The following is a 14773-nucleotide window of genomic DNA, read 5'->3' on the forward strand; positions in this document are numbered from 1 at the left end:
AACGGAATAGGAGCCCTTGATGGACCTCGGAACCGATCAGTCGTCATCAGACGATCTGCATCGGGTGATGAAAGGAAAAACGCCGGATCGGCAGAAATAGTGCGGAGTCGGAACTCCTCTGTTTCCAGGCTCGCGGTTCCGGTCAGAGCATTCAGACCGCCGCTAGAGCATTGGGGTCTTGTGTCCTGAATGGATCAAAAAAGACCGGGAGCAACGAAATGCAGGGAATGCATTTGGTCGTCCTCGGAACAAACTAGCACTGCACCAGCTGCAGCTCATCCCGGCAGAGCGCTCGCAGCTCCAGCCCCACCCCCAGCTGCTCCGACAGCCAATGCTGGATCTGTGCCGGGCGGAGACTGCGGCCCATCGGATCCACCTCCGCCTCGAGCCGCAGGCGAATGCGTTCACCGCCTGGCTCGCCGAGCGGCTTCAGGCTCCTGAGTGCTGGCCGGCAGTCCCGCTGGCGCGGCCGGCCCTTCTTGTCGGTGTCATGCCAGATCAACTGCTCGGAAGCGATCAGAGCCGAGAGGGCCGATGACCAATCCGACGGGGCGTCATGGTCGTGCGGGAGGGCGGGCCTCAGGAGATCGAAACTCCACACCGCCGCCCGGATCTGCTGGGACAGGCTGGGACCACTGACCGGCACGTCGCTGACCTGCAGCAACCGGATCTCCTGGGGAATGAGAGGCTGCAAGGTCTGTTGGAAGGTCCCGGAGTCCAGAGGTTCGCTGAACTCCATATCCATCCATTCGCCATGGGCTTCCGCCCCGAGGGGAAGCGCCAGAGCCATCTGAAGGCGTGGCAGAGGATGAAAACCGCCGGTGAAGCTGATCGGAAGTCCGCTGCGGCGCAGGGCACGCTCCAGCATCCGCACCAGGTCCAGATGGCTGAGCAGGGCCATGGAACCGGTCTTGGCGAAACGGATACGGAGCCGGCAGACCCGTGCACTCGGTGGTGCCTTGGTGGGAACCTGCGTGGGCACCTGCGGTGGAGGAACGACCACGTTGTGGCCCAGATCCGGACCGCAGACGCCGCAGCTGCTGCAGCCCTCGAACGAGCAGTCAGGGACCACCGCCGCAGCCAGGGCTCGCTTGAGATCCTCCGCCAGCCATGTCTTGTCAATGCCGGTGTCGATGTGATCCCAGGGAAGCGGCTGCCGGCAGAAGCTGTCGAGGTCGTCCCGGTCCAGTGCCGCCACCGCGCTCCAGCCGCCCACTTCCATCTGGCGGTACCGGCCTTCCAGACCCGCCTCGGCGATCGCCCCGGTCCAGGCCGCGTAGGTGCGATCAAGCGATTCAAACCAGGCATCCATCCCGGCCCCAGCCCGCCAGGCGGCTTCAATCACAGGGGCCAGACGGCGATCGCTGCGGCCCACGAAGTCCTCCATGGCCGAGAGCCGCACGTCGGTGTAGTTCACCTTCAGCCCTCGCAGGCGCCGGAAGGCATCCCGCAACAGCTGCTGACGACGTTCGAACTCCGCCGTTGAGACGCTGTGCCACTGAAACGGGGTATGGGGCTTGGGCGTGAAGTTGCTGATGGTGATGTTGAGGTTCAGCCGACCCAGATCACGGCAGCGCTGCTGCAACATCACGCAGGTCTCGGCGATGCCGAGCACATCGGCGTCGGTCTCCCCCGGCAGACCGATCATGAAGTAGAGCTTCACCTTGCGGTAACCGTTCTCCATGGCGGTACGGATGCCGTTGAGCAGGTCGTCATCCGTCAGTCCCTTGTTGACGATGTCGCGCAGCCGCTGGGTGCCCGCTTCCGGGGCGAAGGTGAGGCCGGCCTGCCGCGTGCCTCCGAGGATGTGGGCGATGTCCTGATCAAACCGATCCACCCGTTGGCTGGGCAGCTGCAGCGTCACGTTCTGATCCGCCAGACGGTTGCGCAGCTCCACGCCCACGGCCGGCAGGGCCAGGTAATCGCTGCAGCTCAGCGACAGCAGCGAGAAATCGCTGTAACCCGTCTGCTTCATGCCGGTCTCCACGGCCTCGATCACCGCCTCGGGCTCCACATCCCGGGCCGGTCGGGTGAGCATCCCGGGCTGGCAGAACCGGCAGCCGCGGGTGCAGCCGCGGCGGATCTCCACCGTGAGCCGGTCATGCACCGTCTCCACATGGGGCACCAGACCCATGGCGTAATGGGGCATCGGTGTGGCCACGCGGCGCAGAACACGCGGTGGCAGTTCCGGATGCAGTGGTTCGAGGGTGACGCCATCGGCTCCGGGGGCATAGAGCGCCGGGACGTAGACCCCAGGCACCTGTGCCAGATCCCGCAGCAGCTCGGAACGTCGCGACCCAGCCGCCTTGGCCTGGGCCACCACCAGCCCGATCTCCGGCAGCAGCTCCTCACCATCACCGAGAGCGATGAAATCGAAGAACGGGGCGTAGGGCTCCGGGTTGCTGGTGGCCGTGGGACCGCCGGCAAAGATCAGTGGTGGCGCGGCCGGATCGCTGAGCGGCAGATCGCCGCGATCCTCCGCTCGGATCGGCAACCGGCAGAGATCCAGCATCTCGAGGATGTTGGTGGCGCCGAGTTCGTAACTGAGGCTGAAACCGAGGATGTCGAAGGCCGGCAGTGGGCGTCGGCTCTCGACCGCGAACAACGCCTGCTGTCGCTCCCGCAGCCGACTCGCCAGATCCCCGGCAGGGAGATAGGCCCGATCACACAGCTGCCCGGGAACGGCATTGAGGATCGAATAGAGAATGATGTGACCGAGGTTGCTGGAGCCCACCTCGTAGATCTCGGGATACGTGAGAGCCCACCGCACGGAGGCGGACGACCAGTCCCGTGGTTCCACCCCCAGCTCGTGCCCCATGTACCGGGCCGGCTTGTTGATGCCGCTGTCCACCAGCGCATGGAAATCAACCGGGTGATCCAAGGCAGACACAACCACGGCGGATGTCCTCACTCCTGGATGCATCGTATGGAGCTGCTGGCAAGGCAAGATGCCCCGACAGAAGCTCCTCAGGTTCCGTGGTGCAGGTCAACGGCAATTACCTCAAGCTCAAGGCGGGCTACCTGTTTCCCGAGATCGGTCGTCGCGTGAAGGCCTTCAGTGCCGCCAATCCTGATGCCGCCCTGATCCGCCTCGGCATCGGCGATGTGACCGAGCCGTTGCCCCTGGCTTGTCGCGAAGCGATGAAGTCAGCCATCGATGCCATGGGAACCGCCGAAGGCTTCCACGGCTATGGCCCCGAACAGGGATACGGCTGGCTGCGGGAGGCCATTGCCAAGCACGATTTCCAGGCCCGCGGGTGCGAGATCAGTGCCGACGAGATCTTTGTCTCCGACGGCTCCAAATGCGACAGCAGCAACATCCTCGACATCCTCGGGGAGGGCAACCGCATCGCCGTGACCGATCCGGTCTACCCGGTGTATGTGGACACCAACGTGATGGCAGGTCGCACCGGTGATGCCGGGGATGAGGGCCGCTACGCCGGGCTCACCTACCTGCCGATCAGCGCCGACAACGGCTTCGCCGCTCAGATTCCCAGCGAACCGGTGGATCTGATCTATCTGTGCTTCCCCAACAATCCCACCGGAGCGGTGGCCACCCGGGAGCAGCTGAAGGCCTGGGTCGACTACGCCCGCAGCAACGGGGCCCTGATCCTGTTCGATGCGGCCTATGAGGCCTTCATCCAGGATCCGGCCCTGCCGCACTCCATCTTTGAGATCGAGGGTGCGCGCGACTGCGCCATCGAATTCCGCTCCTTCTCCAAGAACGCCGGCTTCACGGGAACCCGCTGTGCCTTCACCGTGGTGCCCAAAGGCCTGAAGGGCAAGGCCGCCAACGGTGAGGACGTGGAGCTCTGGGGCCTGTGGAACCGCCGACAGAGCACCAAGTTCAACGGCGTCAGCTACATCATCCAGCGCGGCGCCGAAGCCGTGTACTCCGACGCCGGTCAGGCAGAAGTGAAGGCGCTGGTGAGCTTCTACATGGAGAACGCCGCGATCATCCGGCATGAGCTCAGCAGCGCAGGGCTCACCATCTACGGCGGGGAGCATGCGCCCTACGTGTGGATCAAGACCCCGGAGGGCATGGACTCCTGGGGCTTCTTCGATCACCTGCTCAACAAGGCCAATGTGGTGGGCACCCCTGGCAGCGGCTTCGGAGCGGCGGGTGAGGGCTACTTCCGCCTGTCTGCCTTCAACAGCCGCGCCAACGTGGATGACGCCATGGCTCGCATCAAGGCTCTTTGACAGCGCTGTGTTTCGGATTCCTTTAGGTTTAAACCAGCCGATTTATCAGGCCATGGCGGTGGAGACCCCCAGCCGCAGCCCCGGCGGCGCTGCGGTGATGGAGAAAGCTCCCGAGCGGGTGCGCAAGCAATCCCCCCGCTACAAGGTGCTGCTGCACAACGATCCGGTGAACACCATGGAATACGTGGTCACCACCCTGCAGCAGGTGGTACCCCAGTTGAGCGAACAGGACGCCATGGCGGTGATGATGGAAGCCCACAACACTGGCGTCGGCCTTGTGATCGTCTGTGATCTGGAGCCGGCGGAGTTCTACTGCGAAACCCTCAAGGCCAAGGGGCTCACCAGCACGATCGAACCGGAAAGCTGAGCCGCATCCCTCTGACGCTGCTGGATTCCCTGATTCAGCTCAAACCGAAAGGACTTCCCACCCTTCTGCTGATCCCCGTGCTCTACGGCCTGGGATGGATCGCCGTTCGGCCGTTGGAACCGTTCGGGCTCACGCCCGAACATCTGGCCCTGATCGGAACCCTGATCAGCTTCCTGCTGTTCGTGCTCCTGCTTCCCCGTTGGAGCCGTCTGCGCTGGGGGGCCCGCAATGGCTGGCGGGCTTTGGGCCTCAGCGGAGGTGGGCAGGGCGGACGACCGGCTCCGCCGGTCGCCTGGCTGCGCGGCACCGGTCTGGCCGGGGGCTTGCTGCTGCTGGTGGTGATCCCGGTGCTGGCGGGCAGCTGGGGACACTGGCTTGGGGAATGGTCGCTGGGGCGCTGTCTCAATGCCCTGCTGCTCGCGATCGGTGTGGGACTGGCGGAGGAGCTGATCTTCCGGGCCTGGCTCTGGGAGGAACTGAATCAGCTGCTTGGCTCGACCGGCGGTGTGCTGGCCCAGGCGGCATGCTTCAGCCTGGTGCACACCCGCTTCAACCTCGGTGTCTGGCCGATGCTCGGACTGCTGAGCGGACTGTTTGTTCTCGGTCTGGTGCTGGCGGTGCAACGGCAGCTGGATGGGGGATCGCTGTGGGGATCCATCGGCCTGCACGGCGGACTTGTGGGGGGATGGTTCCTGCTGCAGAGCAGCCTGCTGCAGCTGTCACCGGATGCTCCTGCCTGGCTGGTCGGTCCTGGCGGCCTGAACCCGAATCCCCTCGGCGGTCTTGTGGCGGCAGCAAGCCTGACGGTGGTGCTGAACCGTCAGCTCACGGCTGTCGCCAAAGCAGCACGACCTGACACAGGAGCCCGCAGGGAGTCCTGAAGCGGTGCAACGCCGTAATCCCGTTCCAGCAGGCTCATCACGGTGCGGCCGAAATCGCCGGGATTGCGATCGAAGGCCTCCAGGCACACACGCCCGAAGGTGCTGCCCATCGGCTCCGGATTCCAGAGAAGCTTCCGAGCCGTCCAGGGCATCATGCTCATCGGGTTGTAGCCAGGCTTGATCAGACCCTGCTCGAAGCCGTACTGCTCCAGGTGGGTGTGGGGCTGCAGGCCGATGAAGAAGATGGCCGGCTCAACCCGGTCTGCCCCGAAGATCGCCTCAAGTTCACGGTGATACGCCACGGTCTGGCGGATGGTCTCGGGTCGTTCGTCGATCACGTTGAAGGAGTAATTCACCGAGACGTGATCCCGGAAACCGGCATCGGCCAGCATCCGGCAGCTCTCCAGAACGGTGCGCAGGTTGTAGCCCATGCGCATCTTGCGCACGAGCTCCTGAGAGCCCGAGGTGATGCCGATCTCGAAATAACTCATGCCGGTCTCCACCATCAGCTGTGCCAGCTCGGGATCCAGGTTGTCGGCACGGATGTAAGCGGCCCAGCGGATGCCTGTGAGCCCCTCGGCCTTGATCGCCCGCAGCAGTTCCTTGGCGTCCTCGATGTAGCGGCGTGCCGGGATGAACTGGGCATCGGTGAACCAGAAACCGCGCACACCCCGGTCGTAGAGCTGGCGCATTTCCTTCACCACCTCCTCCACGGGGTTGAGTCGCACCTGCTTTCCTTCCACAACGGTGTAAACGCAGTAACAGCAGTTGTGGGGGCATCCCCGCTTGGTCTGCACGCCGACGTAGAAATCACCGCCTTCGAGGTACCAGGTGAGCTGAGGCCAGATCGAGGCGATGTAGTCGTAATCGCAGGCCGTTTTCGGACGGCTCTCCGGCTGTTCATGGATCAGACCGGGGCGGGGTGGATCGCCCACCACAAAGCAGCGTTCCGCCTCAAGGGACTGACCCAGAAGCAGCTTTTCCAGAAGCGGCTCCCCTTCCCCAACGGACACGATCGTTCCCTTCGGCAGAGACCGTCCGAGCTGTTCGTAGAAAACGCTGACCGCACCTCCGCCCAGAACCGCACGGGCTGACGGTTGATGGCGGCGGGCTCGCTTGAGACCCTGACTCACCAGGCTCTGGTTGCGGTGCAGTTCGCCGTAATGACTGGTCATCAGCCGCAGGCCACCGAGAGCACCGTGCAGACGCTTCAGCGGGTTGCGGGCATAGAAGACCTCGAATGAGTTCTGCAGCGGATTGCCTCCGCGGCCATCCACCGGGGCATAGATCTGAATGTCCCGCCAGGAGAACACCAGCAGCGATGGGCGGAACTGATCGATCGTCTGGAGCAGCACCCGCCGCACGTCCAGCACCGGAAGGGCGGCGAGATCGAGGATCCGCTGCGGCATCTCCGGAAAACACTTGTGGAGATGGTCCGCGAGGTAAATCGGCCCGATCGGGAAGATGGGATTGCAGGGCAGCCGCACAAGCAGCACCCGTTCCTGTTGTGGCGACAACGCTGATGCTGCAAGGCGTTCCGGGACGCTAACAAGCGCATCCGCCGGCGGGGCTCAAGCTGACTTCACATCAACTTCATAAAGCCGGCGATACACACCGCAAACTTCCGTTACATTGGGTGGAGGCAGGGCATCCCTGCCCTTCCTTAAACCGTCCCTTCGGGGGCACTTCTTTCCGTTCTCATGACCACCACCATCCAGCAGCGCTCCGGCGCTTCTAGTTGGCAGTCCTTCTGCGAGTGGGTTACCTCCACCAACAACCGTCTGTATGTCGGTTGGTTCGGTGTGCTGATGATCCCCACCCTGCTGGCTGCCACCATCTGTTTCGTCATCGCCTTCGTCGCCGCTCCTCCGGTCGACATCGATGGCATCCGCGAGCCTGTCGCTGGCTCCCTGATCTACGGCAACAACATCATCTCCGGTGCTGTTGTTCCCTCCTCCAACGCCATCGGCCTGCACTTCTATCCCATCTGGGAAGCTGCATCCCTCGATGAGTGGCTGTACAACGGCGGTCCTTTCCAGCTGGTTGTCTTCCACTTCCTGATCGGCATCTACGCCTACATGGGCCGCGAGTGGGAACTCTCCTACCGCCTGGGCATGCGCCCCTGGATCTGCATTGCCTACAGCGCACCTGTCGCTGCAGCCTCTGCTGTCTTCCTGGTCTACCCCTTCGGTCAGGGCTCCTTCTCTGACGCCATGCCCCTGGGCATCTCTGGAACCTTCAACTACATGCTGGTGTTCCAGGCTGAGCACAACATCCTGATGCACCCCTTCCACATGCTGGGCGTCGCAGGTGTGTTCGGTGGATCCCTGTTCTCCGCCATGCACGGCTCCCTGGTGACCTCCTCCCTGGTGCGTGAAACCACCGAGACCGAGTCCCAGAACTACGGCTACAAGTTCGGCCAAGAGGAAGAGACCTACAACATCGTGGCTGCCCACGGTTACTTCGGTCGCCTGATCTTCCAATACGCCTCCTTCAACAACAGCCGTAGCCTTCACTTCTTCCTGGCTGCCTGGCCTGTTGTCGGCATCTGGTTCACCGCCCTGGGCGTGTCAACCATGGCCTTCAACCTGAACGGCTTCAACTTCAACCAGTCCATCCTTGATGGTCAGGGCCGCGTCCTGAACACCTGGGCCGACGTGTTGAACCGTGCCGGCCTCGGCATGGAAGTGATGCACGAGCGCAACGCTCACAACTTCCCCCTCGACCTGGCTGCTGCTGAGTCCACTCCTGTGGCTCTGCAGGCACCTGCCATCGGTTGATCTGGAATCAACCTGTTCCTTCTGGAACAGACCAAACGATTCAGATCAACTGAATCGGAAAGCCCTCACCGCAAGGTGGGGGCTTTTTGTTGTGACAGCAACGGGTCCGCCTCGTGCGATTGTCTCTGCATCAAACAGGTTGGATGGACTATCGGACTGCCAGTCGCATCGCGGATCGCATGCGCCGGGGAATCTGGGAGAAAGACTGGAACTGTCTTCGCTACGTGGGCAACCGCTTCGAACGCGGCAGCTGCTACCGGGAAGCGTGGAAATCACTGGCTGCCTGCACGGAAGGGCAGACGGAGCTGACTCTGCCGATCTGGCAGGGGCCGCAGCACCCCTGCAATCGACTGCTGATCCTGGAGCGCACACGAGATCTTGGAGACGAGCTGCGCATCATCCGGTTCGTCGCCCATGCCGCCCGCGACGTTCGGCAGGTCACCGCGCGCGTTGAGGCGCGGCTGATCCCTCTGCTGCAGAGAAGCTTCCCGAGCGTGGAGTTCGTGGACAGAACGCAGCCACTGGATCCGGCAAGCTTCAGCCACATGGCTGCTCAGGAGAGACTCGCCTACTGGTACGGCACCGATGACGAGGCGATCCGAACATCCTTTCTGCCGCTGGTCCCTCCGGACGCCCAAGAACCAGCACAGGGCATCGGCATTGCCTGGTACTCCAGAGCCATCGGCAAATCCCTCCCCTGCATCGACGACTGGGCCCACGTGCTGTCCGACTTGCCTGGCCGGATCCAGTCCCTGCAGTACCGCGAGCAGGACGCAAAATTCCAACAGCTCAGCGCCCAGGCGGGACGGCCGATTAAGAGGGGGCGTCGGGTCAACCAGAAGAAACACCTGGATCAATTCGCCGCCCAGGTGGCTGGAGTCCGCGGTGTCCTGACCATCAGCAACACCACAGCCCACATGGCAGGCGCCCTCGGCATCCCCAGTGTGGTGGTGCTGGACAACGGCATCGTGACCACCTGGCCCTATGAGGCCACCACCACGCCCTTCTACCCCCACTGCCGATTGATCCGCCGGGAACAGGGGACCTGGCGGGAGGCGCTGCTGGCTGGCCGGGCACAGTTGCTCGCGATGATCGATTCAGAGATCCGATGAGGCTGCGGCGCTGGCTGGAGAGGCAGAACTGCCGCCGACGGCACGAGGCGTCACGACGGACGTTTCTTCAGGATGCGATGCATCTGCTGGAGTTCAACGGGATCGACGGTGATTACGTGGAATTCGGCTGCGACAGGGCACAGACCTTCCGACTGGCCCATCGCTTCAGCCGTGATCTAGAGACTCACCGCCACCTCTGGGCCATCGACAGCTTCCGCGGCATTCCGGCTCCAAAGGGCTTCCGCGATCTGCACCCACGCTGGAGCGAAGGTGAACGCCAAACCAGCGAGGAACAGTTCAGGCGTCTCTGCCGCCGGGCCGGCATTCCTGCAGGCGCGCGCACGGTCGTGCGGGCGACGTGGGAACAGCTGCCCCATCTGGCACCGGAGAGGCTGCCGGAGAACATCTCCTTCGCCTACATCAACTGCCCGCTGCACAGCAGCGTCAGCTCCGTTCTGCAGTGCCTTGCACCCCGCCTGAAGCAGGGGATGCTGGTTGCCTTTGAGAACCATTTCGCCTGGTCACGCTTTCATCGTTCAGGGGATCAGGCAGCGCTGGATCAGTTCTCGCAGATCAACGACGCATTCCAGTTCCACCCGTATCGGAGCTTCGGTCTCACCGGAGCATCCTTTCTGGTTGCCGAACGCTTTGCATGACGCGCATGCCAAGCTTCAGCCCAATCTGAGCCATGCAGGTGCGGAAGACGCTGCTCCGCTGGGGCCCCTGGAATTACAGATTCTGGAGGGAGCTGACACGCTGGTGCTACGAGCAGGGGCTGAAGAACCCGCCGGTGGTGAACACGTCGGCTCACTTCCCCGCCAGCGGAGAACTGCAGCACGCGTACACCGACATCCGTCGTGAAACCCTGGAGGTGGCACTCTCCGGTCGCCTGCCGGCGAACCACGAAATCATGGAGCAGCAGCGGACGCTCTATGAATTCGACCGGAAGGTCTGGGGCATGCTGCCGCTCCGCGGTTACGGCTACGACTACCCCGCCAATCAGGCCCTGATCCCCACCCTGAGGAGTTTTCTGGCGCGCCATCGCGATGTTGTCTCCGCAGCGGTGAGCCTGTTCCCTCCCGGCAAGGTGCTCCGCCCCCACCGAGGACCGTTCAAGGGCGTATGGCGCTACCACCTGCCGCTCTATGTGCAGACACTCGCGGATGGGCGGACCTCCTGCGAACTGCTCATCGATGGAACGACCTATCACCTCCATGAAGGTGAAGGCCTGCTGTGGGATGACACGTTCCTGCATTCGGCCGTGAACCGGTCGGATCAGCCACGGGTGGTGCTGCTGTTCGACGTGTTTCGCCACGACCAGCCGTTCTGGCTGGTCGGACTTGGATGGCTGTTCCTCTGGGGAGCCCAGCTCTGGCAGCACATGCAGTGCATGCGCCAACGCGCGCTTCTGAAAAGTGACCCTGGTGAGGAAACCGCCGGTGCCGCCTGAGCTGAATGGCATCGGAAGACGACTGATCCAACGGTTCCGTCCGCCGAGGCCGGTCCAGCGGATCAGTTTCAACAATCTCTGCTGGCATGCGGAACAGGCCGCACTGGCGCGATCGGTCGGGGATCTGCGCAGCATGCGTGAAAGCGCCAACAAGATGGAGCGCTTCGGGTACTACAAGGAGGCCTGGCGCACGTTCCACCAGATCTCCGAACTGGAGAATCCAGGCTCCGGACAGCCGTGGCGGGGTCCGCGCCAGCGCGTCGAGGGATTGTTCGTGCAACGTCGGCTGAGGGATCTCGGCGATGAACTGCGCCAGGTGCACCTGGCTGCCCGGGCAGTTCAGGAGGTCCCGGTCGTGGTGGTTCTGACCGAAGAACGACTGGTTCCTCTGTTCGAGCGCAGTTTTCCTGCCGTGCGCTTCATCAGCGAGATCTCGGAGATCGACCCCAAGCTGCGCATGCCCGTCACCAGTTACGAGCAACTCGCCTACTTCTACGGTCGCGATGAGGAAAGCATCCGCAATGGCTTTCTGCCGCTCACGCCACCGCCATCGCCCCAGACCGAGCGCCGCGGCCTGGGCATCTCCTGGTATTCGAAGGCGATGTACAAGAACCTGCCGGATCTCGACGACTGGGCCGAGGTGCTGAGAACGGTGCAGGGACGGATTCAATCGCTGCAGTACCGCGAGCGGGCCGCCGGCCGCAGAATGCTCGCTCAACGGAGCGGCAGGCCGATCCGCACCTCACGACCTGTGAATCAGTTCCTGGACCTTGATGGCTATGCCGGTCAGATCGCCTCCGTGCGCCGGGTGCTCACCATCAGCAACACCACAGCCCACCTGGCAGGAGCGCTGGGAATCCCCTGTGTCGTGGTGCTTGACGATGAAAGCGTCACCACCTGGCCGGATCATCGGGAGCGATCGCCCTTCTACCCCAACACACGCCTGATCCGGCGCCGGGGAAGGGACTGGCAGACGACCCTGCGCGAGGGATTGGAGCTGCTGCAGTCGATCGAGGTGAAACCCGGCACGATGCGGCCGCAGACCGAGCCCTGATGGAGAGAATCCGCTTCCTCGCTGCATCGCTGGCCCAGCGGCGACAGGACGATCGCGAGATCGCCGGGTTCTTCACGATCGCGTTCCGCTTGCTCCACTTCAACAGGATCGAGGGAGACTTCGCCGAATTCGGCTGTGAACGGTTCCGCCAGGTGCCCCTGGCCTGGCGCGCCATCCGCTCCCAGCCGACACAGCGGCAGATCTGGGCCATGGGCAGTTTCGAGCCCCTGCCGGCAGCCCGAACGGCCCAGGACCTGCACCCGCGCTGGCTGGCCGGGACCGCAACCATCTCGGAGGGGGGGTTCCGGCGACGCTGTCGTCTGGCTGGTCTCCCGACGCATGCCTGCCGCATCAGCCGCGTGGATCTCACCGCTCTCGATGCGACCGTCACCGAGCCATCGCGCATCGCGCTGGCCAGCATCAGCTGTCAGCAGTTCAGCGCCGTCCGAGCGGTGCTGAACTGGCTGGAACCGAAGCTGTCCAACGGCATGATCCTGGCTTTCGAGCACTACTTCTGCTTCAGCCGCTTTGATCGTTCCGGGGCCCGGCATGGTCTGGAGGAGCTGCGGATGCTGAGGCCGGATCTGAATTTCATCCCTTACCGGACCTTCTCTCAGGCCGGCCAGTCCTTCGTGGTGGAAGACGCCTGAGGAGTCTTGCCCGTAGCCTTCGACGAACGGCATTGACCCATGGGAAGCAGCTTTGGCGATCTCTTCCGGATCAGCACCTTCGGGGAATCCCACGGTGGCGGCGTCGGCGTGATCGTGGAGGGCTGTCCGCCGAGGCTGAAGCTGGACGTGGCGATGATCCAGGCGGAACTGGACCGCCGTCGTCCCGGCCAGAGCCATATCACCACGCCACGCCGGGAAGCGGATCAGGTGGAAGTGCTGAGCGGCCTGATGGACGACACCACCCTCGGGACGCCGATCGCCATGGTCGTGCGCAACAAGGATCAGCGACCCGGCGATTACAAAGACATGGCGGTGGCATTCCGTCCATCCCATGCGGATGCCACCTACCAGGTGAAGTACGGCATCCAGGCGCGCAGCGGCGGCGGCCGCGCGTCCGCGCGCGAAACCATCGGCCGGGTGGCCGCGGGTGCGATCGCCAAACAGCTGCTGCGCAAAGCGGCCGGCACGGAGGTGCTGGCCTGGGTGAAACGGATTCACACCATCGAGGCCGACATCGACCAGCAGAGCGTGTCGTTAGCGGACGTGGAAGCGAACATCGTGCGTTGTCCCGACCCGGCCACCGCCAAAGCCATGATCGAGCGCATCGAGGCGATCGGTCGGGAGGGCGACTCCTGCGGCGGTGTGATCGAATGCGTTGTGCGCCAGCCCGCCATGGGGCTTGGCATGCCCGTGTTCGACAAGCTCGAGGCAGACCTGGCCAAGGCGGTGATGTCCTTGCCGGCAACGAAGGGCTTCGAGATCGGCTCGGGCTTCGGCGGCACCCTGCTGAAGGGCAGCGAGCACAACGATGCCTTCGTGCCGACTGAAGAGGGGCGGCTGCAAACCGCCACCAACAACTCCGGCGGCATTCAAGGGGGCATCAGCAACGGTGAGCCGATCGTGCTGCGCGTTGCCTTCAAGCCGACGGCCACCATCCGCAAGGAACAGCAGACGGTGGATGCCGAAGGCAACGCCACGACGCTGGCCGGCAAGGGACGGCACGACCCGTGCGTGTTGCCGCGGGCCGTGCCGATGGTGGAAGCGATGGTCTCCCTGGTTCTCGCTGATCACCTGCTGCGTCAGCAGGGGCAATGCAGCCTCTGGTGACGCCGGGGGCCGACCTCAGGCGGAGGTGACGGGAGCTTTGCCGTTGCTGCTGACAGCCTGAGACTCAGCGGCAGGCTGAGCGGAACTGCGGGTGCGGGTGCGACGGGACGGCTTCTGGGCAGCCGCTTTCTTCTTGATCGTCTTGCGCGGTCGGGACGCGGAGGAGCGGCTTCTGTGATTGAGAACCAGAGCCCATTCCTCATCCGTGAGAGTGGATGGCTTGCTTCCGTGGGCGTAGGCGAGCTTGGCGGCCTTCTCGATGTCCTTGATCAGGTTGGTCCAGGATGTGGCGAACCTCTTGTCGGACTGAGACTTTGCGCCGCTTTCCACCAGAGTCTCGACGACCCCGGAGGCAGAGACCTTCTTGCGACGACGGTTGAAGATCTCCTTCTGCAACTGAGCGATCAGGGCATCAGCCTTGTCGCTGAGCTTGATGGTGAGCTGCGACATGACGCAGAGAAACAGCTATCTCATCTGTAGCATCCTGGACGCATGTCAACCAGTGGGGTGGCATCTCCGCTCCATCGGCGAAGCCTGCAGCCAGCGCAGCAGATGCTCATCGACGCCATCCGGCCCGATGACCCGACGCCCAAGAGCAACGGCGTCATGGCCAGCCGACAACCATTGCTCAAGGTCGGAAACGGCCAGACCACCGGCGGCGATCACGGCCGGGCGCTCCCCGAGGGGAACCAGCAGCCGCGACCAGTAGCGGCATCCCAGGGTTGCCGCCGGAAAGAGCTTGACCAGCCGGCACCCGCAACGGATCGCCTGCATCACTTCCGTAGGGCTGAACACCCCCGGAACCAGAAGAATCCCCTGCCGACGCGCCTGATCCAGCAGGATTGGATCCCAGCAGGGTGACATGGCGTAACGGAGATCCAGATCCGCCAGCTCGGCAAGAGCCTCCCGCTGGACAACGGAGGCTGCGCCAACCAGCAGTTGCGGACAGGCTTCTCTCAGGCGTCTGATGAATGGGGACCAGAGGGGGTGGTCCCTCCAGGCCACCTCCACATGAACCAGCCCGCTGTCCTGAAGCAGACGAAGCTGATCGAGCAGTAAACCGGAGCCGGCCTGGCCGGCAAGATCCCGCTCATCCGGACGAACCACAACCAGCAGAGGCTGCTGTTGGAGGGAGGCAATCAGGGCAT

The 14773-nt window shown here is 63.6% G+C and carries 14 protein-coding genes; 10 read left to right on the plus strand and 4 right to left on the minus strand.

Going from position 1 to position 14773, the window contains the following annotated elements; all coding sequences use genetic code 11:
- Nucleotides 1-253: 253 nt before the first annotated feature.
- Nucleotides 254-2923, minus strand: coding sequence for a TIGR03960 family B12-binding radical SAM protein (locus ACJ0G7_RS05585; RefSeq protein WP_407395383.1), 2670 nt, complete (start codon nt 2921-2923; stop codon nt 254-256).
- Between the two features lie 53 nt (nt 2924-2976).
- On the opposite strand from ACJ0G7_RS05585, the gene ACJ0G7_RS05590 reads away from it, so the two are divergent.
- The 3 genes from ACJ0G7_RS05590 to ACJ0G7_RS05600 all read left to right on the plus strand — a co-directional run bounded on the left by ACJ0G7_RS05590 (nt 2977) and on the right by ACJ0G7_RS05600 (nt 5451).
- A complete protein-coding gene (locus ACJ0G7_RS05590) occupies nt 2977-4203 on the plus strand; it encodes an LL-diaminopimelate aminotransferase (protein WP_043697280.1) in 1227 nt (408 codons plus the stop codon).
- 52 nt (nt 4204-4255) lie between these two features.
- Nucleotides 4256-4570 (plus strand): ATP-dependent Clp protease adapter ClpS, encoded by a 315-nt coding sequence (clpS, locus tag ACJ0G7_RS05595; RefSeq protein WP_043694731.1) that lies wholly within the window; start codon nt 4256-4258, stop codon nt 4568-4570.
- 77 nt (nt 4571-4647) lie between these two features.
- The gene (locus tag ACJ0G7_RS05600; RefSeq protein WP_253912744.1) at nt 4648-5451 is read left to right on the plus strand and encodes a CPBP family intramembrane glutamic endopeptidase; all 804 of its coding nucleotides are present in this window, start codon (nt 4648-4650) and stop codon (nt 5449-5451) included.
- Here the strand turns inward: ACJ0G7_RS05600 and ACJ0G7_RS05605 are convergent.
- Entirely contained in the window at nt 5391-6947 is a 1557-nt protein-coding gene (locus ACJ0G7_RS05605; protein WP_407395384.1) for a photosystem II high light acclimation radical SAM protein, read from the minus strand. The two genes, ACJ0G7_RS05600 and ACJ0G7_RS05605, sit on opposite strands and share 61 nt — an antisense overlap.
- A gap of 204 nt (nt 6948-7151) precedes the next feature.
- Between ACJ0G7_RS05605 and psbA the strand changes: the two genes are divergently transcribed.
- From psbA to aroC, 7 genes are all read left to right on the plus strand, one after another.
- The gene (gene psbA, locus ACJ0G7_RS05610; protein ID WP_043694721.1) at nt 7152-8231 is read left to right on the plus strand and encodes a photosystem II q(b) protein; all 1080 of its coding nucleotides are present in this window, start codon (nt 7152-7154) and stop codon (nt 8229-8231) included.
- Between the two features lie 143 nt (nt 8232-8374).
- Nucleotides 8375-9343 (plus strand): hypothetical protein, encoded by a 969-nt coding sequence (locus ACJ0G7_RS05615; protein ID WP_407395385.1) that lies wholly within the window; start codon nt 8375-8377, stop codon nt 9341-9343.
- Nucleotides 9340-9999: a TylF/MycF/NovP-related O-methyltransferase gene (locus ACJ0G7_RS05620; RefSeq protein ID WP_407395386.1), complete on the plus strand. Its 660-nt coding sequence runs from the start codon at nt 9340-9342 to the stop codon at nt 9997-9999. The genes ACJ0G7_RS05615 and ACJ0G7_RS05620 overlap by 4 nt, the downstream gene beginning before the upstream one ends.
- Nucleotides 10000-10031: 32 nt before the next feature.
- On the plus strand, nt 10032-10793 hold the full coding sequence (locus ACJ0G7_RS05625) for an aspartyl/asparaginyl beta-hydroxylase domain-containing protein (protein WP_407395387.1): 762 nt from the start codon (nt 10032-10034) through the stop codon (nt 10791-10793).
- Nucleotides 10768-11847: a hypothetical protein gene (locus ACJ0G7_RS05630; protein WP_407395388.1), complete on the plus strand. Its 1080-nt coding sequence runs from the start codon at nt 10768-10770 to the stop codon at nt 11845-11847. The genes ACJ0G7_RS05625 and ACJ0G7_RS05630 overlap by 26 nt, the downstream gene beginning before the upstream one ends.
- Entirely contained in the window at nt 11847-12497 is a 651-nt protein-coding gene (locus ACJ0G7_RS05635; RefSeq protein WP_407395389.1) for a hypothetical protein, read from the plus strand. Before ACJ0G7_RS05630 ends, ACJ0G7_RS05635 begins: the two co-directional genes overlap by 1 nt.
- Nucleotides 12498-12536: 39 nt before the next feature.
- The gene (aroC, locus tag ACJ0G7_RS05640) at nt 12537-13625 is read left to right on the plus strand and encodes a chorismate synthase (RefSeq protein ID WP_407395390.1); all 1089 of its coding nucleotides are present in this window, start codon (nt 12537-12539) and stop codon (nt 13623-13625) included.
- A gap of 15 nt (nt 13626-13640) precedes the next feature.
- Here aroC and ACJ0G7_RS05645 read toward each other — a convergent pair whose 3' ends face one another.
- Together ACJ0G7_RS05645 and ACJ0G7_RS05650 are read right to left on the minus strand one after the other, a co-directional pair.
- Nucleotides 13641-14075, minus strand: coding sequence for a hypothetical protein (locus ACJ0G7_RS05645; RefSeq protein ID WP_043694702.1), 435 nt, complete (start codon nt 14073-14075; stop codon nt 13641-13643).
- Nucleotides 14076-14120: 45 nt separating this feature from the next.
- Nucleotides 14121-14732, minus strand: a complete 612-nt coding sequence (locus tag ACJ0G7_RS05650) for a bifunctional 4-hydroxy-2-oxoglutarate aldolase/2-dehydro-3-deoxy-phosphogluconate aldolase (protein WP_407395391.1) — start codon at nt 14730-14732, stop codon at nt 14121-14123.
- Between the last annotated feature and the right edge of the window lie 41 nt (nt 14733-14773).

The sequence above is a fragment of the Parasynechococcus sp. genome (genome assembly GCF_045559935.1).
In the GTDB taxonomy this organism is placed as follows: Bacteria; Cyanobacteriota; Cyanobacteriia; order PCC-6307; family Cyanobiaceae; genus Parasynechococcus.

Excerpts from the sequence above, each read along its gene's own strand:
- ACJ0G7_RS05635 (WP_407395389.1), top strand. The coding sequence starts at position 11,847 with ATGGAGAGAATCCGCTTCCTCGCTGCATCGCTGGCCCAGCGGCGACAG.
- aroC (WP_407395390.1), top strand. The coding sequence starts at position 12,537 with ATGGGAAGCAGCTTTGGCGATCTCTTCCGGATCAGCACCTTCGGGGAA.
- ACJ0G7_RS05645 (WP_043694702.1), bottom strand. The coding sequence starts at position 14,075 with ATGTCGCAGCTCACCATCAAGCTCAGCGACAAGGCTGATGCCCTGATC.
- ACJ0G7_RS05625 (WP_407395387.1), top strand. The coding sequence starts at position 10,032 with ATGCAGGTGCGGAAGACGCTGCTCCGCTGGGGCCCCTGGAATTACAGA.
- ACJ0G7_RS05615 (WP_407395385.1), top strand. The coding sequence starts at position 8,375 with ATGGACTATCGGACTGCCAGTCGCATCGCGGATCGCATGCGCCGGGGA.
- ACJ0G7_RS05620 (WP_407395386.1), top strand. The coding sequence starts at position 9,340 with ATGAGGCTGCGGCGCTGGCTGGAGAGGCAGAACTGCCGCCGACGGCAC.
- psbA (WP_043694721.1), top strand. The coding sequence starts at position 7,152 with ATGACCACCACCATCCAGCAGCGCTCCGGCGCTTCTAGTTGGCAGTCC.
- ACJ0G7_RS05585 (WP_407395383.1), bottom strand. The coding sequence starts at position 2,923 with ATGCATCCAGGAGTGAGGACATCCGCCGTGGTTGTGTCTGCCTTGGAT.
- clpS (WP_043694731.1), top strand. The coding sequence starts at position 4,256 with ATGGCGGTGGAGACCCCCAGCCGCAGCCCCGGCGGCGCTGCGGTGATG.